The sequence below is a fragment of the Acinetobacter sp. 70_2 genome (assembly GCF_056736115.1).
Map to the genome: position 1 here is coordinate 245,312 of NZ_JBWZIP010000012.1, position 20,601 is coordinate 265,912.

At 38.8% G+C, this 20,601-nt stretch carries 21 protein-coding genes and 1 tRNA gene; 9 read left to right on the forward strand and 13 right to left on the reverse strand.

Translation table 11 applies throughout. From position 1 onward, the window contains the following. Window positions 1–13 precede the first annotated feature (13 nt). Together AC1PJ9_RS05020 and AC1PJ9_RS05025 are read right to left on the reverse strand one after the other, a co-directional pair. Complete coding sequence (locus AC1PJ9_RS05020; RefSeq protein ID WP_311087218.1) at window positions 14–409, reverse strand: hypothetical protein; 396 nt, start codon at window positions 407–409, stop codon at window positions 14–16. A gap of 24 nt (window positions 410–433) precedes the next feature. Next, on the reverse strand, window positions 434–1,177 hold the full coding sequence (locus tag AC1PJ9_RS05025) for a hypothetical protein (protein WP_311087219.1): 744 nt from the start codon (window positions 1,175–1,177) through the stop codon (window positions 434–436). Between the two features lie 230 nt (window positions 1,178–1,407). On the opposite strand from AC1PJ9_RS05025, the gene AC1PJ9_RS05030 reads away from it, so the two are divergent. Beyond that, window positions 1,408–2,295 carry a DMT family transporter gene (locus AC1PJ9_RS05030; protein WP_311087220.1) on the forward strand — a complete coding sequence of 296 codons (888 nt, stop codon included), beginning with the start codon at window positions 1,408–1,410 and terminating at the stop codon, window positions 2,293–2,295. On the opposite strand, the gene sxtR is transcribed toward AC1PJ9_RS05030, so the two are convergent. Continuing rightward, window positions 2,292–3,212: a multidrug efflux pump transcriptional activator SxtR gene (gene sxtR, locus AC1PJ9_RS05035; protein WP_004705049.1), complete on the reverse strand. Its 921-nt coding sequence runs from the start codon at window positions 3,210–3,212 to the stop codon at window positions 2,292–2,294. The genes AC1PJ9_RS05030 and sxtR overlap by 4 nt on opposite strands. 139 nt (window positions 3,213–3,351) lie before the next feature. Between sxtR and sxtP the strand changes: the two genes are divergently transcribed. The 3 genes from sxtP (at window position 3,352) to AC1PJ9_RS05050 (ending at window position 5,133) form a co-directional block, all read left to right on the forward strand. Continuing rightward, window positions 3,352–4,596 (forward strand): multidrug efflux MFS transporter SxtP, encoded by a 1,245-nt coding sequence (gene sxtP, locus AC1PJ9_RS05040; RefSeq protein ID WP_311087221.1) that lies wholly within the window; start codon window positions 3,352–3,354, stop codon window positions 4,594–4,596. A 23-nt stretch (window positions 4,597–4,619) separates the two neighbouring features. Continuing rightward, a complete protein-coding gene (locus AC1PJ9_RS05045) occupies window positions 4,620–4,946 on the forward strand; it encodes a gamma-glutamylcyclotransferase family protein (protein ID WP_311087222.1) in 327 nt (108 codons plus the stop codon). Window positions 4,947–5,057: 111 nt separating this feature from the next. Beyond that, window positions 5,058–5,133 (forward strand) — tRNA-Thr (locus AC1PJ9_RS05050). 168 nt (window positions 5,134–5,301) lie between these two features. Here AC1PJ9_RS05050 and AC1PJ9_RS05055 read toward each other — a convergent pair. The 4 genes from AC1PJ9_RS05055 to AC1PJ9_RS05070 all read right to left on the reverse strand — a co-directional run bounded on the left by AC1PJ9_RS05055 (window position 5,302) and on the right by AC1PJ9_RS05070 (window position 8,697). Next, a complete protein-coding gene (locus tag AC1PJ9_RS05055) occupies window positions 5,302–6,177 on the reverse strand; it encodes a hypothetical protein (protein WP_311087223.1) in 876 nt (291 codons plus the stop codon). A 51-nt stretch (window positions 6,178–6,228) separates the two neighbouring features. Continuing rightward, window positions 6,229–7,032, reverse strand: a complete 804-nt coding sequence (locus tag AC1PJ9_RS05060) for a hypothetical protein (RefSeq protein ID WP_311087224.1) — start codon at window positions 7,030–7,032, stop codon at window positions 6,229–6,231. Between the two features lie 67 nt (window positions 7,033–7,099). Beyond that, on the reverse strand, window positions 7,100–8,305 hold the full coding sequence (locus AC1PJ9_RS05065) for a DUF2515 family protein (RefSeq protein ID WP_311087225.1): 1,206 nt from the start codon (window positions 8,303–8,305) through the stop codon (window positions 7,100–7,102). Between the two features lie 38 nt (window positions 8,306–8,343). Beyond that, the gene (locus AC1PJ9_RS05070; protein ID WP_311087226.1) at window positions 8,344–8,697 is read right to left on the reverse strand and encodes a hypothetical protein; all 354 of its coding nucleotides are present in this window, start codon (window positions 8,695–8,697) and stop codon (window positions 8,344–8,346) included. Window positions 8,698–8,769: 72 nt separating this feature from the next. Between AC1PJ9_RS05070 and AC1PJ9_RS05075 the strand changes: the two genes are divergently transcribed. Continuing rightward, entirely contained in the window at window positions 8,770–9,417 is a 648-nt protein-coding gene (locus AC1PJ9_RS05075) for a hypothetical protein (protein ID WP_311087227.1), read from the forward strand. Window positions 9,418–9,676: 259 nt separating this feature from the next. Continuing rightward, entirely contained in the window at window positions 9,677–10,060 is a 384-nt protein-coding gene (locus AC1PJ9_RS05080; RefSeq protein WP_311087228.1) for a hypothetical protein, read from the forward strand. Window positions 10,061–10,288: 228 nt separating this feature from the next. Here the strand turns inward: AC1PJ9_RS05080 and AC1PJ9_RS05085 are convergent, their stop codons facing one another. The 4 genes from AC1PJ9_RS05085 to AC1PJ9_RS05100 all read right to left on the reverse strand — a co-directional run bounded on the left by AC1PJ9_RS05085 (window position 10,289) and on the right by AC1PJ9_RS05100 (window position 14,166). Continuing rightward, complete coding sequence (locus tag AC1PJ9_RS05085; RefSeq protein WP_311087229.1) at window positions 10,289–10,714, reverse strand: GFA family protein; 426 nt, start codon at window positions 10,712–10,714, stop codon at window positions 10,289–10,291. An 8-nt stretch (window positions 10,715–10,722) separates the two neighbouring features. Then, entirely contained in the window at window positions 10,723–11,550 is an 828-nt protein-coding gene (locus tag AC1PJ9_RS05090) for an SAM-dependent methyltransferase (RefSeq protein ID WP_311087230.1), read from the reverse strand. A gap of 4 nt (window positions 11,551–11,554) precedes the next feature. After that, window positions 11,555–12,853: an FAD-dependent oxidoreductase gene (locus AC1PJ9_RS05095; protein ID WP_060465166.1), complete on the reverse strand. Its 1,299-nt coding sequence runs from the start codon at window positions 12,851–12,853 to the stop codon at window positions 11,555–11,557. A 440-nt stretch (window positions 12,854–13,293) separates the two neighbouring features. Further along, the gene (locus tag AC1PJ9_RS05100) at window positions 13,294–14,166 is read right to left on the reverse strand and encodes a pirin family protein (RefSeq protein ID WP_227062560.1); all 873 of its coding nucleotides are present in this window, start codon (window positions 14,164–14,166) and stop codon (window positions 13,294–13,296) included. Between the two features lie 276 nt (window positions 14,167–14,442). Here AC1PJ9_RS05100 and ycaC point away from each other — a divergent pair, with 276 nt between their 5' ends. Both ycaC and AC1PJ9_RS05110 read left to right on the forward strand, forming a co-directional pair. Continuing rightward, entirely contained in the window at window positions 14,443–15,069 is a 627-nt protein-coding gene (gene ycaC / locus AC1PJ9_RS05105; RefSeq protein ID WP_002052204.1) for an isochorismate family cysteine hydrolase YcaC, read from the forward strand. Window positions 15,070–15,089: 20 nt separating this feature from the next. Then, window positions 15,090–16,064, forward strand: a complete 975-nt coding sequence (locus tag AC1PJ9_RS05110; protein ID WP_025467944.1) for a LysR substrate-binding domain-containing protein — start codon at window positions 15,090–15,092, stop codon at window positions 16,062–16,064. 103 nt (window positions 16,065–16,167) lie between these two features. Here AC1PJ9_RS05110 and AC1PJ9_RS05115 read toward each other — a convergent pair whose 3' ends face one another. Both AC1PJ9_RS05115 and gabT read right to left on the reverse strand, forming a co-directional pair. Then, window positions 16,168–17,616 carry an NAD-dependent succinate-semialdehyde dehydrogenase gene (locus AC1PJ9_RS05115; protein WP_311087231.1) on the reverse strand — a complete coding sequence of 483 codons (1,449 nt, stop codon included), beginning with the start codon at window positions 17,614–17,616 and terminating at the stop codon, window positions 16,168–16,170. Then, window positions 17,613–18,905: a 4-aminobutyrate--2-oxoglutarate transaminase gene (gabT, locus tag AC1PJ9_RS05120; RefSeq protein WP_004705036.1), complete on the reverse strand. Its 1,293-nt coding sequence runs from the start codon at window positions 18,903–18,905 to the stop codon at window positions 17,613–17,615. Before gabT ends, AC1PJ9_RS05115 begins: the two co-directional genes overlap by 4 nt. A 156-nt stretch (window positions 18,906–19,061) precedes the next feature. On the opposite strand from gabT, the gene pdxR reads away from it, so the two are divergent. After that, window positions 19,062–20,561 carry a MocR-like pyridoxine biosynthesis transcription factor PdxR gene (pdxR, locus tag AC1PJ9_RS05125; protein ID WP_311087232.1) on the forward strand — a complete coding sequence of 500 codons (1,500 nt, stop codon included), beginning with the start codon at window positions 19,062–19,064 and terminating at the stop codon, window positions 20,559–20,561. The last annotated feature ends 40 nt before the right edge of the window (window positions 20,562–20,601 follow it).

Below are 20,601 nucleotides of genomic sequence, written 5' to 3' on the forward strand. Positions count from 1 at the left end.
CGGACTTTTTTATTTAGTCTTTGCTATATGTGCCTTGTTGGCGTCCACCTTCCCAAATCGCGTCTAAAGATTTATCTGAAATCGTTAGGCTTTCAGGGAAAATACTTAAACCCTTTTTAAATTTAGCTTCTGGCTTTAAACCAATACAGTCACCGTTTTTCCACCATGTGCCTTCGGCATATTGGTCTAAAGCACCCACAGCAAGCATCCATTTAAACTTGCCGTCTGGCTGAAGTAAAAGTTCCGAACCAACTTCCATCACACCATGTAAATAGTAGTGCCCACTCCACGCTTCATCGGCTTTTTGAAATTTCACCTCTTTACATGTTGTATTTGCCACATCCGCATAGACCTGCGCAGACAAAATAACCGTCGAAAGAAGTAATAAACGTGCAAATATATTTTTCATTATTTAGTTCCTAGAGTTTTAAGCTTATTTTCCAGACTCAACTTTTAAATAAGTGCCATCCGCATAAACGTTATGTCCAAAGCCACAGCCCGAGTTGCCCTCGTTTTGTTTAACTTGAATGTAATTGCCTAATTTCGCATTGGTTTTAAAATCGAGCTGAATGCGGCAGTCTTCGTCTTTATAAATAGTTTGCTTGGCATTGGTCGGCATTTTGGTATCGAACTGCCCCATGTTCGGCCCATAAATTAAGCTTCTAAGTCCCATATAAACGCCCGAATAGCCAATGGCATATTGACCCTTCTCACGGCTTACCGTGATGTGATCCCACTCACCAAAACCTGAGTAACGCACATATTCACCTGACAAATCATTTGATGCTTTAGGTGTAGGCAATTGCTTAAGATTAAACTGGCTCGATTTTGATTTTTCATCGAGCATAAACCATGCTCTGGCCCAAAGTGGCTGACCCAATTTTGCGTAGGCCAAGCCCACATTATTGTTGGCAACCTCAATATCTCGGTCGGTAAATTTAACCGTGGTTTCATCTTCATTGGCTTTACAAAAGGCAGTCCAAGAGGCTTGGCTTTGGAAATTTTCGAGCGCTTTTTTATATTGTTTTTGGTCATAGTTTTTCTTACCTAAACTCGCGTATTGCTTCACTTTATTACAGCCTTGTTGTAATTCTTGTTCAAAAGAAAATTCTGCATGGGTCACTGCCAAAGCCGAAAGTGTAAGAACCGCACAACCTGAAATAATAGATTTAATCATTTTTAAAATTCTTTAATAATTAACTAATTATATAATATGAGTAAGTTTTATAAATCACAATTATTTGAAACAAAAGTCCCTTACAATGCTTTTAGTCTTAAATAAAAATTTATTAAATCAATTCAAAATAAATCATTGAAAATACCAAGCATTAATTGATTATTTTTGTTGAATATTCATCCAAAAAATATTGTAGACTTCATGCGTAAAACTTAGGAAGAATTATAAGAGTGAATAATTTAATTATCGGAACTCTATTTGCACTTTGTGCAGCAGCTTTAAATGCATCTATTGGTGTCATTAGTAAATTACTCATGCACAGTGGTTTAAACCCACAAGACATTGCCTTTTTAAAAACCATTATTGCCTTTTTCTTTTTAAGTGTTTTTTTGTTTAAAGTGCCTGTGAGCCAGAAGATTGCCTACATCAGTAGCGCGCCAAGCAAGCTCAGTGTTTTTACTCAAATTGCCATCTGTGCCTTTTTAGGGATTTTCTCTTTATTCTTTTTTGAAACCATTGCCTATAACCACGGCGCTGCCGCTAATGTTGTGGTGGTCCTCATGGCTTCGGCTGCTATTTCTGCCCTATTTTTTGGTCGATTCATATTAAAAGAAAGCATCTATATTCATTCTCTTGTTGGAACATTATTAGCAGTTGCTGGTATTAGTATCATTTCTTGGAAAGGTGAAAATAGTTTATTAATGCTGATCAATGCTTCTATTGCAGGCACGGGTTATGGCCTATTTTCGGTTTTAGTTAAAAGGTTCAAATTAAACGGCGGGCTGTTTCTTACCAAGTACTTATTGCTATTTGGCAGCGTTTATCTAGCGGTTCCTTTTTTAATAAACTTGCATAGTATTCATTTTAATACTGACATTGTTTTAGGTTTGATTGGTTTAGCTGTTCTACCGACCATACTTGGCTTTTTCTGTACCACTAAAGCGTTGTCTTATATGAGTGCCGCAAAGGTACAAGTGACCGAGCTTTCCGAGCCTATTTTTGCAGCGCTTATGGCTTGGGTTTTCATTCATGAACAGCCAACTTTGTCATTTTTATATGGTGCAATTTTCATTATTTCAGGCATCTTTTTAATGAATAAAGCGCCTAAATCAAACTAGCCAATTTCATCTATTTCATTGGCGTGGTGGCAAGCCACTTGCACCACACTGGCAAAGTTAATCGCCATTTGCGAAGGGGCATGTTTCTTATAGGCAAGTCCTAAGCCCACCGTAGGGACAGGTGCTTTTAAAGAGCGATACGCGACACCTTGTATTTGCAATTGTTTAGTCGACTCCGGCACCAAAGACACACCTAGGTTTGCAGACACCAACGATAAAATTGACACAATTTGCGGGGCATTTTGTCCAATTTTTGGTTCAAAGCCACGCTCATGACAGGCTTGTTTAATTGCATCAAAAAGCCCTGCACTAATGGATGGTGGCGAGACGATAAAATCAAGCTCTCGCAGTGTGGTTAAATCAATTTCTTGCGTTGAGTCATCTAAACTCAAAGACTCGGAAGGCAAAGCCGCAATGAGTGGTTCTGCTAATAATTCTTGAAGAATGAGACTATCTGGAATGTTGCGTGGTGAGCGAATAATTGCCACATCTAAACGGTCTTCAAGCAATAGGTCGATGAGCAACAAGGTATTGGCTTCTTCAAGCTTTAAATCTACTTTCGGATATTGCTGCTGAAAATAGCGAACGCATTTAGGAATGAGAGGGTTCAGCATTGAAGTACCTGTAAATCCTAATCGTAGTTGACCTACTTCGCCATTTGCCACTTGTTTAACAAGGTTGGCTGCATCTTCTACACGCTGCTGTACTGGCTGAATCGCATTTAAAAAGGCAAGCCCCGCTTCGGTCAGCTCCACTCCATGTGGTGAACGAATAAATAAATCTGCGCCTAATTCTTCTTCTAAGTCACGTATTTGCATACTTAAAGGCGGCTGACTCATGTTTAAACGCTGCGCAGCTCTAGTAAAGTTTTTTTCTTCTGCTACTGCTAAAAAGTAGCGTATATGTCTGAGTTCCATCACTATATATAAAACATATCATGACCTATTGTTAAATATATTAGAAAAATACCATCTAAATTGCTAATTTTAATTCATCGAATTTTCTCGATGCAGTATGCCCCAAAGCACTGCTCTTTCTTTCTGTCATGGTCATGATATGAGCTCTTCATCTACACCCAGCACTTTAGACACAGAGGCGACTTCTCTGCTTTCACGTGAGTGGATTCACAAAGGTACTAAAGCCTACAAACATGCAGGTTTCGCCTTATTCCTCGTAGGTTTTGCCAGTTTCTCACTGATTTATTGTGTACAGCCGCTGTTGCCTGCATTTAGTCAAAGTTTCCAGATTAGTCCTGCGAGTAGCTCTTTGGCACTGTCATTAACGACTGCCTTTTTAGCCATTTCGATTGTGCTATCAAGCGCGTTTTCACAAGCGATTGGTCGTCGTGGTGTAATCTTTGCATCTATGCTGTGTGCAGCAGTTCTTAATATTGTCTCAATGTTTACCCCTAACTGGCACAGTTTGCTGATGGCACGAGCGTTAGAAGGTTTGCTGCTCGGTGGTGTACCCGCGGTGACAATGGCTTGGATTGCCGAAGAAATTGCACCTGAGCACTTGGGTAAAACCATGGGGTTGTATATTGCAGGGACAGCCTTTGGCGGCATGATGGGCCGTGTCGGCATGGGTATCTTGATTGAATATTTTTCTTGGCGCACCGCTTTAGGTTTGCTGGGCGCAATCTGTTTTATTTGCTCAATTGCCTTTTTAAGCTTACTCCCTGCTTCGCGTAATTTCGTCCAGAAAAAAGGACTGAATTTAGGCTTTCATATGCAAATGTGGCGTGCTCATTTAAGCAATACTAAATTATTACGTCTCTTTGCTATTGGGTTCTTGCTCACCAGTGTTTTTGTCACCTTGTTTAACTATGCAACCTTCCGTTTAAGCGGCGCACCTTATTCACTGAGCCAAACACAAATTAGCCTTATTTTCTTGTCATATAGCTTTGGGATGGTGTCTTCATCGTTGGCAGGTAGCTTAGCCGATCGCTTTGGTAAAAAGACCATGATGATGAGTGGCTTTGCGCTCATGATTGTGGGTAGCCTCATGACCCTGCTTAGCTCCCTTTTCGGCATTATTATTGGGATTGCCTTTATTACCACGGGTTTCTTTATTACCCACTCGCTTACCAGTAGTTCAGTTGGTGCTGAAAGCAAACAAGCCAAAGCTCATGCCAGTTCGCTCTACTTACTGTTTTACTATATGGGTTCAAGTATTGTCGGCTCGGCAGGTGGTTGGTTTTGGTTACACGGCGGCTGGAGTGCGATTGTAGCTTTGACTGTTGTACTGTCACTATTGGGAATATTTTTAGTGGTTTATACCGCACATGCAAAAGCACATTAATTGATACATGAAAGGAAAATTACATGTCGAGTTTATTTGTTTATGGCACTTTAGGCCCTGGTCGCCCTAATGCGCATATACTTGAAAATATTGGCGGCCAGTGGGCAGAAGGTTGGGTAAATGGAAGCTTACGTAATGAAGGTTGGGGCGCGGATTTAGGCTATCCGGGAATTGTACTCGATGATAGTGCTAACCAAGTGCAAGGCTTTGTTTTTAGCTCGGAACATCTAGATGCAAACTGGAAATTACTGGATGACTTTGAAGGCGAAGAGTACGAAAGAGTACCTGTTCAAGTCACTTTAAATAGTGGTGAACATGTTGATTCTTTTATTTATACGCTGAAACCTTAAGTTATTTCTAGAGCTTAACCAAATGAATATTTAAAATTTGAGAGAAAAAATTTAAATGCTCATTTTTTGGCTTGTATTTTTTTTAAGAAACTGTAAAATTCACTCCACATCGCCGGCATAGCTCAGTTGGTAGAGCAACTGACTTGTAATCAGTAGGTCCACAGTTCGAATCCGTGTGCCGGCACCATCATTAAACCTCATGAATATTTGATTTATGGGGTTTTTTGTTATCTGTAGGTTTTGAATGGCAAAATTTTGTCTAAAAATAAAAAGTGCTATAGCGATATTATCTCTATAGCAATTCAAAAATGAATAAAACTTAAATTTAAAAACGATTAAGTATTTTGCTTAAGATTTATTTTACATACTGCCAAACATCAGGGTCCTGATATGACTCATCAATATGGAAACCTTCTTTTTTGGCTTTAATTTCAGCTTTACTTCTTTCCTTTTGATCTACTAATACCATTTCATCGAAAGCTCTTTTTAACTCAACTCCTGTTAATTTATATCCATTTTCAATTGAGTTTTTTGTTACGTATCTAATTGTTTGTACTGCAAATCTTAGCATATATTGTTTTTTATTATTTTCTGATTTTGTTTTATCTATACTTAACTCTATTAATATACCATTAGCATACAACCGAGTAGAAACTGTTGGTTTTTTATTAAAAAAATCACTCCACTCTTTAAGTGTTAGAGCATTATAAGAATCTATAATAAGGCCGTCTTCAATCATAGCTTTCATGTTATCTTTTGTTGAAATCCGAGCTACCCCTGGAAAAAAATACTGCTTCCATCCTGCTTTTTGTAATTGACTAAATAGCTCCTTATAGGCCATATAAGCCTGTTGTTGACTAACAAACTCTTCCTTATTTAACCCTGCAGTTACATCAATAATCTGGATACCTTCATTTTGCTGCGCATAGTCAATTCGCGTACCCATTGCCGAAAATACATTCTTAATAACAAAACTATTCTCACCTAAATCTATTTTTATATTTGCTAAATGCGGAGGTTCCCACGTAAGGTCAAAAAAAGACATCCCCGCTGGTTGCTGGTCTACACCTGTTTGCATATAAGATTTAAACTTTTTTTCACCCTCTACACCAAAATTCAATGTGTAAAGTTCAGGTTGAGAAAATACTTTTTTATTGTTTGTCTCAGTATTACATCCTTGTAAATTTAAAAGAATAAAAAATAAAAAGAAATAACTAACTATTTTTTTCATCAACTAGAAAATCCAGATTTTAGTTTCATAGATTTAAATTCAGCAATCTGATTATTTTACATACTGCCAAACATCTGGGTCCTGATATGACTCATCAATATGGAAACCTTCTTTTTTGGCTTTAATTTCAGCTTTACTTCTTTCCTTTTGATCTACTAATACCATTTCATCGAAAGCTCTTTTTAACTCAGCCCCTGTTAATCTATATCCATTTTCAAGTAAATTTTTTGTTACGTATCTAATTGATTGGATAGAAAATCTTAACATAAATTGTTCATTCTTTTCAGCATTTAAGTCTTTTTTACTAGTTTTCTCTAAATTTAGTTCAGTTAAGACACCATTTTTATATAAATTAAAATATAGTGAAGTAGAGGATTTAAAATGCTCTCTCCATTCGGCTGGAGTTAATAAATTATAGGGATCTATTACAGTATTATTTTTTTCAATTCTCTTTAAATTATCTTTTTTATCAAAACGAGCATCTGAAGGATAGAAATATTGTTTCCATCCTGCTTTTTGTAATTGACTAAATAACTCCTTATAAGCCATATAAGCTTGCTCTTCACGAACAAACTCTTCTTTATTCAACCCTGCTGTCACATCAATAATCTGGATACCTTCATTTTGCTGAGCATAGTCAATCCGCGTACCCATTGCCGAGAATGCATTCTTAATAACAAAACTATTCTCACCTAAATCTATTTTTATATTTCCTAAATGTGGAGGTTCCCACGTAAGGTCAAAAAAAGACATCCCCGCTGGTTGCTGGTCTACACCTGTTTGCATATAAGATTTAAACTTTTTTTCACCCTCTACACCAAAATTCAATGTGTAAAGTTCAGGTTGAGAAGACATTTTTTGTTCCTTTTGTTGTGCATGGCACGCTTGTAAATTTAAAAAAATAAAGATCAAAAATATATAACTAACCACCCTTTCCATCATTTGACTCTTTTCCTATTTTAATAAATAACTTATCGAATCGGCTTAGACCGTCATCCCATTTACTGGTATTCCAACCAGCAATTGTACGTAACTCTTTTTCTAAATATGATCGTCCAACATCACTTAGCATTAAACGATGATATTTTTGAGCTGCCAAATTAATCCAGCGCATACGGCTATCTTGATTTTCAACTAGGGTACCACTTGGTGGTGTACTGATTGGAGATTCAGGTAACAATTTGACCTTTTTTCCAAATTCAGTTTCATACGAATAAACATTGCCACGAACAGCATGTATTTTTTTTATTGTCCCATCATATTCACTTGAAAGAATCAATTCAGCCTTTGGAATTCCAGCCTTACGTTGAACATCTGCACCGTTTCGTACAATTGGATCATTCCATACGATTTTTTGTAAAATGTTGATCTGTTCTTGATTTGCGATTTTCAAAAGATGTTTCATTAAGGATTTACTAGCTTTCTGAAATTTAAGAGTCCTATTTTTAGTACTAACAAATATATCTTCAATTTCTGGCATAGTTTGTTCAAACGCGATATGAATCTCGTCCGTAGCTTTAAGATTATTAACTGTTGTTAAACAACTGGACCATGGAAAATTATATAAGGAGCTTTTAACTTTTTTATAAGTTGCTGTGTTCCTGCTACCTACGCAAATTTTAAAATCTTCAGGCGACTTGGCCCAAACAAAATGCCAGACACTAATATCCATATAGAGCCATAGATTACCTTTTGCAAAGGTATGAATACCTGACACACCAAAACTATCTAAATTATAATGGTCAGAACTAATCGATTTAATTAAAGCATCTGCATTTGATCCAGTTTTAGAAACAATATGATCAAATACAGCAGCAACTGTTTTTGATGCAAAAGCACCTAAACCCATCCAATAGAAACGCCCACTATAGGTTGCTGCAGTAACAGATTGATTCGAAGTAAAAGGAAACATTTCTAAATAAATGCGAGCATAGATTGCTGCAATTCGTCTAGCACGAGCTTCATAACCTGGTTCTATACGATAATTTTGATTATCTTTTTTATTAGATAATAAGGTCATTGCCATCTGTTGGTAATATTCCCATACAGTAGTGCAATCGCAGTTTACTGATTTACAACTATTTTCAATATTATTTGTTGTCCCAGACCAATCAAGAGAACCAGCCATTTTAAAATTTATCCTTTTAAATGATGAATAAGAAATAGTTATTTCACAGGGTCATTTTCGTCAGGTTCAAAATTCAACCAATTTAAATCAACATTAAGTTGTTCAGCTTCTTTGGTATTTATCCTTTTAGTTTTCCCTTTCACATCAGTTTCTGACATAAAGCTTTGATTATTAGATTGAATGTTATAACTCACATTAGTTAAAGGCTTGCCAGAAGGGAGGAATAAATTAAACTTTTCATCATACTTTTCATAAGCAGGCAAACCTTGCAGATTTACACCCACTTCTGCACCACCTTTAAAGATATGCTGTCCCGCTTTTACTTCGAACTTTGCGGGTGTAATAACCGTAATACCACTCTTATTAATAATGATTTGTGAACCACCAGCCATGATTTACCTATTATTTTATGAAAACTAATCTATAATTAAATTAATATTTTAAACTGTTTAACTTATTTACACATGACTTTTATTGTTGCTATTCAATTAAACGATAGCATTATTGTTGCATCAGATAATAAAAAAGTTAGCCAAAAAAAAGATGGAATAATTAAATTTTCACCTGAAAAAATCTTGAAAATGCATTCATGGCAAAATGGAATAATTACAGGGTCTGGTGAATATCAAGTTATAAGCCGGGCTGTTAATCTTTTTAAAAACCTACCCACTCCCTCAATAGAAGATCTGCCACATTGCTTAGTTATTTCTAGAATTATTAGAGAATCAGAAATTGGAAATGATCTCTATCAAGTAGAGAATAGTAAACTGCTATGTTCAAGCTATAATGACAATGGAGCACAACTCTATAAAATTGAAAAATTTTCGACCCAACAAGATTATTTTTCTATTCCCTTAGAATCTAATGAAATTATTATTTGGCTTGCTCACCCCAACATTGATATGATCGCAAGTAATCTACAATCATTATATGTAGGCCTTAAAGATTATTCAGTTTTTTCAAGTAAAACTGACTGGATGAATTACTACATTAAACAACTTTCTCCTATTTTTAAGATACAAAGCCAAATTGATCCCTTAATGAGCCAAAGTTTTGATATTTTCTTGCAATCAAGAAGTGAATTCCTTCTTAATCATGTGCCGAATACATGAAATTTCAAATAACATCTAATCAAAGATAATTTTTTTTAATTTTAATAAAAGCTATTATAAACCTGAGCTTCAAAATGATTTTCTTAAAAGAATTTATTTCCTTCAAAACACAAATCTTACTTTCTTAATTTTTTTAAAAAATAGATTTAAAAATAAGAAATATTAACAAGATACGATTATAATGCGCCCCCAAATAAGGTCATGATAATAAGCCCTATTTTATAAACATTCATTCATTACTACATTCAACGGGGAAAAGATGAAACTACGTTTTGTTTTGCCTACTTTATTTATAATGTTGCCTTTTACAGTACAAGCTCAAAACACGAGTTCTGCGGCTCAAGCAGAAAACATTGTAAACTCACCAGTCTGCGTACTTGAGACTCTACCTTCTGCTGACCACTATAAGTCTCTTAAACGCATTAAAGTCGCAAAAGGAATATATGGCGGCTATGAAGAAATAAAACCTAAATTAGCAAACGCAGCACGTAAATATGGTGCAGATGTAGTGATTGATTATGAGCAGAGACAAAGATTTGGTTTCTGGCCATGGCGTATTGTTCGTCCAGTACTTACAGGTATTGCGGTAAAATGGAATACACCATTTGATTGTGCTGCCTTAGGCGGAAAAGAAATTCGTTAATAAGAAATGAAAAAAGCCCAACATCCTGTTGGGCTTTTTTCGTATTTCGTTACTAGGTATACATCCTGTAATACCTCACGTCCTGATGCTTAAACTTATTATTGTTGTTTTACGTTTCGGAACTTCCTGTTCCTGATGAGTTCATCATAGGTAATTAATAGAGTTCTAAAAAGACGCCAATTTCCCGAATGTATGTACGAAAAAGCGTACGGGCTTGTCAGAATACCTCTAGCCTTCTTTTTTCTTCTCTATCATTTTTTCAAAGTGTTTAAGGTTCGGGTTTAGCATATCCCAAGCATAGGCTTGGCTTACAAAGACTTCCGCTTTAGGTTGATAAAGACTTGGGTCATCCAGCGTACCTGCACGTATTGAAATCATTTCAGGGGCAATTTCAGGTAAACCAAAAAGCTGGGATCCACACGTTGGACAAAAGGCTCTTTTAATTGCTCGGCCAGAAGAACCTAGAGTCTCAAAATATTTAAGTTCACCCATTATTTTTAATTCAGATTGGTGAAAAAAAGCGATTGGTGCATATGCCGAACCTGTTGCCTTTTGGCAATCTCGACAATGGCAATTAAAGCTATAACGTGGCTCTACTTCGCTTTGGTAGCTCACCGCTCCACATAAACACGATCCTTGATATTTGGCTGACATGGCTCACCCTATTTTTTTATTGCTGTTATTTGAATATAACGTACATACCCATTTTGATAGAGTTGTTGGCATAACTTTGCAGTCATTTGGATTTTAAAATTTGCCAACCCTCGGTTATGGCTTTGTGCTTGTTGATTTTGAATATACTGTGAAAAACCTAATAATACCTGTTCTGATAAATCTTCGATTTTAATATCTGTAAAACCTTGTTGTTCCAAGGTAGTTCTCAGTATCTCTTCAGTGAGTAAGGCATCCCAACTTACATCGGCGGCTTTAAGTAAGTAACGATGCTTTTGTTCTTGTAGCATGGTCATGTTGTGACATGAGTCGGCACGCATCAAGTAATGAAAACCTAATCGTCCTTTTGAATTTAAAACTGGCGTAACCGAATCTAGAAATGAATTTAAATGACTGTGGTAAGCCGCATCGATACAGAGCACCACATCGAAGCGTTGTTTGAATTTAAATTGTTTTAAATTTAAAAATGAACCGCAGAAAATCTGGCTTATTTCAGGAATAAGTTTTTGAATTTTATTAACACATGAAGCTTGTAGTTCAAGCGCACTAAGGCTTTTAGGATGATAGTACTGTAACCAGTGCAATAAACTTGCGCCCTGCCCACAGCCTAAATCTAAGAGATGATCTTTTGAATTTAAATTGACAGCTTGTGCCAAATGGTCAGCCAATTGGCGACAAGCTTCAGGGTAGTTTTGGGTATTTTTCCAAAAACCCAAATTTGTCCAAGCTAGCTCTCCATCATCTCCCAAGCTTGATGCATCAATGGCATATTTATGAGGAATGAGTTGAGAGAGAGCTGCTCGAACTTTTGTTTTCACAATTTTAGTAACCGAGCTCAGGGGCAACTTCAACCTGAGGTTTTAAACCTACAAATGGTAAAGGAGCACCTAAAATTTCAGCAATGTGCATTGCAGAAGTCACGGCTGATTCTAAAATTGGCAAGCCATCACATGACCATGAACCACAGTAAAATACTTTACGGTTTGGTTCTAAATGGCGTTGCTGTAGCTCTTTGTTTAGAGCAATGGTTTGCGAGTCTACAACTGCACGCGTTAAAGTCACTTTTGAAATGATTTTTTTAGGATCAATATCAGTCACTGGACGCCAAGTTTGGAATACAGGATTTTTGCCCACAAGTGATGGCTCAACAGCGTTCATCCAAACTGTAAACTGCTGACGGGTAAACTTACGGTCCATCATATAGCTCAGCACTGACCAATCCTTACGGCGTGGTGGCATCACTGTTGCGTCAGTATGAATAACTAAGTCACCTTGCTCAAAGCGGAACTGTTTAAGCAGATTCATATCATCTGCAAACTGCTCAGGGTTTAAGAACTCTTCAATCTTAGATGTTGGTGTCGCCACAATAACGCGGTCAAATGTGCCCTTATCGCCCTGCGCATTTTCAACCAGTACTTTTTCGCCTTGTTGCTCAACTTTCTTAATTGCCGAACCGCTATGGATATCAATGCCTTTAATTAAGCTGTCTACAAATGCAGGTGTACCGCCTTTCATACGCAATAGCATGTCGCCATCAGTTAAATGGCGTAAAAACTCTAGAAGGTTTTTTGCAGGCCAGTCGCCAATTGTTTTTGGGTTACATGTACAAATGGTATAGAGCACTGGCATCACTACGCCATGCCAGAATACTTCTTCTATGTCGTTCTGATTAATAAATTCAGCGAGAGTAATATCTTGATTTTTAGATTTGAAAAACTGGTGAATCGCAGTTTTTAATTGCAACATCCCTTTCACAAGACGCCAGCCATACTGCTGGATGCCTTTACGGTTATTGATAATCGGGAAATTACCAATACGGCTACGAGATGTGGTTAACCATGTTTCAGTACGATCTTCAAATAACCAGCTACAAGACATATAGGTACGAACTGGGAAAGTTTTAATACCTAAGTGTGCAGCAAGGCTGAGTGTATTTTTCCATAGATGCGGGTTCATAACACGCAATGGCGCATCAATAATCCCACCATCGAACTCAATGCTATGGCTATCCATTCCCCGGCCAGGAAGTGCTTCAAATATCGTGATTGTATGTCCTGCATCTTTCAGAATTCTTGCTGCTGCAAGTCCTGCCATTCCACTGCCAATAATTGCGATATCCAAAATGATGTCCCATTTTTCGAGAATTTTTTTGATTATCACTCATACCCTAAAAAAACACCGTATTAAAAACTACCAGATTTTTATTTTTTGCATCAATTTATATAGAAAAAATTTAAAGAACGCGTGCAAATGATTTTCATAAAATTTTACAAAAGAGGATAAGTGTATAAAAATCTATATTTTTTAAAAATTTAAAAAAATTCTTTTAAATAAAATAAGATAATTTAACTATATTTATATCATTCGTTTTACAAGAAAAACTTTTTGCGGTATCATGGGGTCATAATAATGAGAACTGAATCACACAAAACAATGCCGACACAATAACGATGTCCATCATAAAACTAGAAACTTTACAGCGAAAAAGCCCGCTATTCACACTTGATAGCGGGCTTTTTATTACTTTGTTTTTAAAGGTTCATTAAGCGCAGCTTAGCAATTTATGCTTCTTGCATGATTGAACCGAATTTTCCACGATTAAAGTCATCAATCGCTTCCATAATCTCGGCTTTGGTATTCATGACAAATGGACCATAACCTTCGATTGGCTCATTCAGTGGTTGGCCAGTCAACACTAGGAATTTAGTGTCTTCTTCAGCATTTAGACTAAACTCAACACCTTCACGAGACAAAATCGCAACAGTTTTACCTTCAAGACGGTTTGTATCATTAATCACAACCGCACCCTCTAACACCACCACAAGTGTGGTATGCCCTTCAGGCACATACAGGGTATGTTTTTGGCCTTTAGCTAATTTACCATCCCATACGTTTAATGGGCTAAAGGTCGTTGCTGCACCTTTTGCATCTGCATATTCACCTGCAATCACACGTAAATGACTACCGTGCTCGTCTAGCGCGATGTCTGGAATATCTTTGGCTTCAATCGCTTGATATTTTCCCGGGGTCATTTTTGAATGTGAAGGTAAATTTACCCACAATTGCACCATTTCAAACAGACCGCCATGCTCTGCAAATTCAGGAGAATGGAACTCTTCATGTAACACCCCTGCACCCGCAGTCATCCATTGTACGTCACCAGTTTTAATGGTTCCGCCGCCGCCACTTGAGTCTTTATGTGTTACTTCACCTTGATAGGCAATAGTCACAGTTTCAAAGCCACGGTGAGGATGTGAACCTACACCTTGTTGTTCGGTGGTTGGTGAGAAGTTATAAGGCGCTGCATAATCCAGTAACAAAAATGGGCTTAGGGTTTGGCCTAAACGGTCATAAGAGAACAGGTTATATACAGGGAAACCATCACCAACCCAATGCATGTGGTTATTTTGATATGCACCAAGAAATTTCTTCATCTGATCTCTCCTATATATGTAGGATTTTCTTGAACTGAGATTGATTTTACGCCTCAATAATTGCAGTTTATAGATCAGGATTAGCAACACATTATTTCATATATGAGACAATCTTAAAGTTTGAGGTATTCTTTAAAAGATCGTCCTATTTTTAAAATTCTTAATCCTATTTTTTAGACTTAATCACGACAACAAACTCAACTAGCATAATTTTAGGCACTAACGACCTACTTAATAATTTTTAATTATTTATTTTGATAACATGAGGATATAAAAATGGCTCAAGATTACGTACGTTTAGACAAGGATAATGCTGCGGTTCTTTTAGTTGACCACCAAGCAGGTTTACTTTCTTTAGTTCGAGATATCGATCCGGATAAATTTAAAAATAACGTTTTAGCACTTGCAGATGCAGCAAAATATTTTAACTTACCGACTATTTTAACGACCAGTTTTGAAAATGGTCCAAACGGTCCTTTAGTTCCAGAACTAAAAGAACTTTTCCCAGATGCACCATTTATTCCACGTCCTGGTCAAATCAACGCTTGGGACAATGAAGATTTTGTAAAAGCAGTCAAAGCGACAGGTAAAAAACAACTGATTATTGCTGGTGTGGTCACTGAGGTTTGTGTGGCATTCCCTGCACTATCTGCACTCGCAGAAGGCTTTGAAGTGTTTGTGATTACTGATGCTTCTGGTACTTTCAATGAATTAACACGTGATGCTGCTTGGGACCGTATGTCAAAAGCAGGTGCTCAGCTGATGACTTGGTTCGGTATGGCATGTGAGTTACACCGTGACTGGCGTAATGACGTAGAAGGCTTGGGTGCCCTCTTCTCAAATCATATTCCTGATTACCGCAACCTGATGACCAGCTATAGCTTTAATACATCGCAAAAATAAGCTGAATTGCTAAGATTAGAGTGCTTAAGCGCTCTAATCTTAAATTTAAATGGATTGATCTGACATTGATAAGCTCTTTTGATGATTTTTATTATTTCTATTTAGTCGTAAAACACGGCGGCTTTAGTGCGGCCAGTGAAGCCGAAAATATTAGTAAATCTAAGCTCAGCCGACGCATTATTGACCTTGAAAATAAATTTAATGTCAGCCTGATTCAAAGAACAACCCGCCATTTTAAAGTGACCGATTTAGGCCAAGAGTTCTACGAGGAATGCTGCAAAGTCATTGCTCAGGTTGAATGTGCAGAAAACGTTTTGTTAAAACAAAAAAGTGAGCCTCAAGGGCTAGTAAAAGTAAGCTGCCCACCTTTAATGATGCATTTTCAAATTAGAAAAATTTTAAATCAGTTTTTAAAAACCTACCCTAAAGTTGAAATATCTCTTGAGCTGACCAGCCGTCGAGTAGATATCTTGCATGATGACATCGACCTTGCGATTCGGACCAATTTTGAACCGAATGAAGACTCGAATTTAATTGTTCGTGATGTGATTAAAACCGACCACTGTCTAGTGGCTTCGCCTGAATTACTGCAAGGTCGCACCATTAAGCATTATTCCGAATTACAAGACTTTCCGAGTATTAGCTTAGGCACTCAAAAGCAAAATTACATTTGGCATTTATGCAATATTCGTAACGGCGAATCGGTTGATGTGCCTTATCAACCACGAATCAAAAGTAATGACTTGGCAGGTGTTTACTATGCCGTGATGGATGGTTTAGGTATTGCCGACCTTCCCTTTTTAACTGTTGAATCGGAAATTCGTAAAGGCACACTGGTCCATATTCTTCCTGACTGGAAGTCGAATATTGGCATGCTACAACTGGTTTATGTGTCTAGAAAAGGACAACGTCTGGTAGTCGAGAAACTCATTGAAACCCTGATTGAAGAACTCAGGCGTTTACCCGAAAGCCATGAAGGGTATTTGCCGACTTAAATAAAAAAACCGGTCATGAATGGGCATGACCGGTTTTTGTGAAACATCACATACAGCATAACTGCATGTTTTCGTTCAGAACAAAACGAACTCGCTTTGCTCCTTACTCAGATAAGTCTACGCAGAGGTATTTCATTTCGACATATTCTTCGATGCCGAATTTTGAACCTTCACGACCTAGACCTGACTGTTTTACGCCACCAAACGGAGCAACTTCGTTTGAAATCGCGCCCGTGTTAATGCCGACCATACCGTACTCAAGTGCTTCACCCACACGCCATTGACGCGCTGTGCTTTGAGTAAATAAATAAGCAGCTAAACCGAACTCGGTATCGTTTGCGATTGCCACTGCTTCATCTTCAGTTTTAAAGCGGAACAATGGGGCAAGTGGACCAAAAGTTTCTTCTTTAGATACTTTCATGTCTTGCGTTACACCTGTTAACACAGTCGGTTCAAAGAATGTACCGCCAAGTGCTGAACGCTGACCACCGATACGAACAGTTGCACCTTTCTCAGTAGCATCTGCAATATGAGACTGAACTTTTGCAATCGCATCTTCATCAATTAAAGGTCCTTGAGTTGAACCTTCTTGACGGCCATCGCCAACTTTAAGCTTAGACACAGCTTCAACCAAACGCTCTGCCAATGCATCGTAAATGCCATCTTGAACATAAATACGGTTAGCGCAGACACAGGTTTGACCGCTGTTACGATATTTACTTGCCATAATGCCCTGAACAGCTTGTTCAAGATTGGCATCGTCAAATACCACAACTGGTGCATTACCACCGAGTTCAAGTGAAAGCTTTTTAATAGTTGGCGCACATTGTTGCATCAAGATACGACCCACTTGGGTTGAACCTGTGAAGCTTAACTTACGAACAATATCGCTTTCGCATAGTGTTTTACCCACTTCAACCGCATCACCACTAATGTTAATTAAAACATCAGCTGGTAAGCCTGCCTGTAACGCCAATACTTCAAGGGCATATGCTGTTAACGGCGTTTGCTCTGCTGGTTTAACCAACATTGAACAACCCGCAGCAATGGCTGGACCTGCTTTACGCGTAATCATGGCAGCGGGGAAGTTCCACGGCGTAATTGCAGCTGTAACACCAATCGCTTGTTTAATCACGAGCAGACGTTGGTTTGGCAAGGTTGGTGTTAAGACTTCACCATCAACACGGCGGGCTTGCTCAGCAAACCAGCGAATGAATGATGCTGCATAACCAATTTCACCACGTGCTTCTGCCAATGGTTTACCTTGCTCAGCCGTTAAGATTTGAGCTAGATTTTCTTTGTGCTCAAGCATGAGGTTGTACCATGCCAATAACACATCAGCACGCGCCAAGGCAGTTTGCTTTTTCCAAGCAGCTTGCGCTTTTGCTGAACGATTAATTGCGGCTTCAACCCCTGCACGGTCATAGGTTTTTACCCATGCCAAAGTTTCACCCGTAGCAGCATCATTAACCTCGATATAATCATTTGAAGCAGGTGCGTCTAATGAAATATCAGGATGTTTTAATAAATACTGCAAATTATTTTGAATCATGCAGATTGCTCCATTGCTTTTGCACTACCTGCTTTTAGAGTTGCAAAACCTTGTTTCAAGATATCAAGACCTTGGCGGAATTGCTCAGCAGGAATGGTTAATGGATATAAGAAACGAATTACATTACCGTATTTACCACAAGTAAGAAGTAACAACCCGTTTTCCATTGCATAGTTTTGTACAACTTTTGCTTGTTCAGCCGTTTCAAGCTCTACTGCAACCATTGAACCTAATGCACGAATATCAGTTACAACGTCGCCTGTTGCTTGTTGAATATCTTTAAGCGTAGCAACTAACTCAGCGCCTAATTCATTTGCACGGTCGCATAAGTTTTCTTCTTCAATCGCGTCAATCACGGCATGCGCAGCTGCAACTGCAATCGGGCTACCTGCATAAGTACCGCCTAGACCACCCGGGTTTGGTGCATCCATGACTTCTGCACGGCCCACAACACCCGAAATAGGGAAACCGCCGCCCAAGCTTTTCGCCATCGTGATGAGGTCTGCTTTAGTCTCGTAATAGTTCATTGCGAACAATTTACCAGTACGAGCAAAACCAGATTGCACTTCGTCAGCAACAAGTAAAATGCCGTGCTTATCACAAATTGCGCGTAAACGTTTTAAGAACTCGGCTGGCACCACATTGAAACCGCCTTCGCCTTGTACTGGCTCAAGTACAATTGCTGCAACGTCATGCGGCGCAATATCTTCACTGAAAATATCTTCAACGCTTTCAATTGCCGCATCTACTGAAATGCCTTTAGCAGGTACTGGATAACGTGCGTGGAACACACCCGCTGGCATTACACCAAAATCACGTTTGTAAGGCGCAGTTTTACCTGTCATTGCCATCGTCATAAATGAACGACCGTGGAAACCGTTACCAAAAGTGATAATGCCGTGACGACCTGTATAAGAGCGAGCAATCTTCACCGCATTTTCAACTGCTTCTGCACCTGTTGTGAAAAACGCTGACTTTGCAGGACCAGCAATTGGCGCACGCTCATTAATACGTTCAGCCAAAGCCACATAGCTTTCATAAGGTGTTACTTGATAGGCAGTGTGAGTAAATTTAGTAAGTTGTTCAGTTACTGCTGCAATCACTTTAGGGTGGCGATGGCCTGTGTTTAAAACCGCGATACCACCAGCAAAGTCGATAAATTGGTTGCCTTCCTTGTCCCAAAGCGTGGCATTTTCAGCTTTTTCCGCATACCACTGACACATCACGCCTACACCACGTGGAGTTGCTTGCTGTTTACGTGCGTTAAGTGCAGAATGTTGATTATCCATTTGATTCCCTCATATTTTCATCATCAGTTGCAGCTTTGGTTTCTTGCATCCTGTGCTTAATTTTCAGGGTGCTTTACAACGACTGCCTATGCATGTAATTTCGCTCGTCTGACGCCAACTGACGAGAGCCACTTTTTAACTGTAGGAGAGAGCCAATTGCGTAGTTTACTTGGAGATCATTTGCTACAACGACTCCAACAGGACACTGAAGGGAAACTACATCAACGCCTTTTCCGTTGCCTGCGTGGTGCCATTATTGATGGAGTCATCCAGCCCAAGACTCGTCTACCTGCGTCACGCGACTTAGCCAGTGAAATTCATGTTTCTAGAAATACAGTGCTTACCGCCTACGAACAGCTACAAGCTGAAGGCTACTTAGAAGCCCGTACAGGACACGGCACATGGGTTGCCGAAAAATTACCAGAGAGTTTTTTAAATACTCAAAATAAGAAAAAAGCGGTTTCAAGCCCGAAAGTTCAAAGCTCTTATGCCCTTTCGCAGCGTGGTTCTAACTTATTAGGATATGCCGCAGCCTCGCCACATCAATGGGGTGCTTTTGTTCCGGGAGCGCCTGATGTAACCGAGTTCCCACATCATATTTTTAGTCGTATTCAAGCACGCCTAAGCCGCGAACCGGACATTAACCGCCTGATTTACAGCAATGCTGGTGGCTGTATCGAGCTTCGAAGTGCTTTGGCAGATTACTTACGTGTTGCACGTTCGGTTCAATGCGATGCAGATCAGATTATTATTACCGAAGGCATTCACCAAGCGATTGATTTGGTCTCACGTGCACTCAGTGATATTGGTGATCGAATCTGGCTTGAAGATCCAGCGTACTGGGGAATGCGTAATACCTTACGAATTAATGGCCTCGATATTCAACCCATGCCTGTCGATGCAGAAGGTATTATTCCTGAAGAAAATCCGGCAAAGCCGCCTAAGCTCATTTTTGTCACACCATCACATCAATATCCACTGGGTTCACATTTAAGCCTAGATCGACGACGCAAACTGATTGAAATTGCACGCCAGCATAATAGCTGGATTGTCGAAGATGACTATGACAGTGAGTTTCGTTTCTCAGGTCAACCGTATCCATCATTACAAGGCTTAGAAAATGATGCGCCTGTGCTGTACATGGGCACATTTAGTAAAACCATTTATCCATCTTTAAGAATTGGTTATTTGGTCGTACCTAAGCCGTTATTTTCACCATTACGCATTGTGGCAGCCGAGCTTTATCGTGGGGGCCATTTGCTTGAGCAAAAAGCCTTAGCTGAATTTATTCGTGAAGGCCATTACGAAGCGCATATTCGCCGTATGCGCCTACTTTATGGTAAACGCCGCGACTACTTGGTGAGCTTAATTCAACGCTACCTTGGCCCCGAATTTATTCATGAATATGATGAAGCGGCAGGGTTACATCTGGTTTTAAAACTGCCAAACTCTTGCGATGATGTCGCGATTGCGGCGACTGCGCTTGAACGTGGTGTTAAAGTTCGACCACTTTCACAATACTACATGCAGTCGCATGCACATGCAGAGCGTGGTTTACTGATGGGCTTTGCTTGTGTAAATGAAAAAGATATGGTGATGGCTTTTGGCGTCTTGCTTCAATGCTTACGTGAAGCAGGCGTACCTACGCTGAATTAAAGATTTTTCCATATTAATAAACAAAAAGAGCCTCACAGTG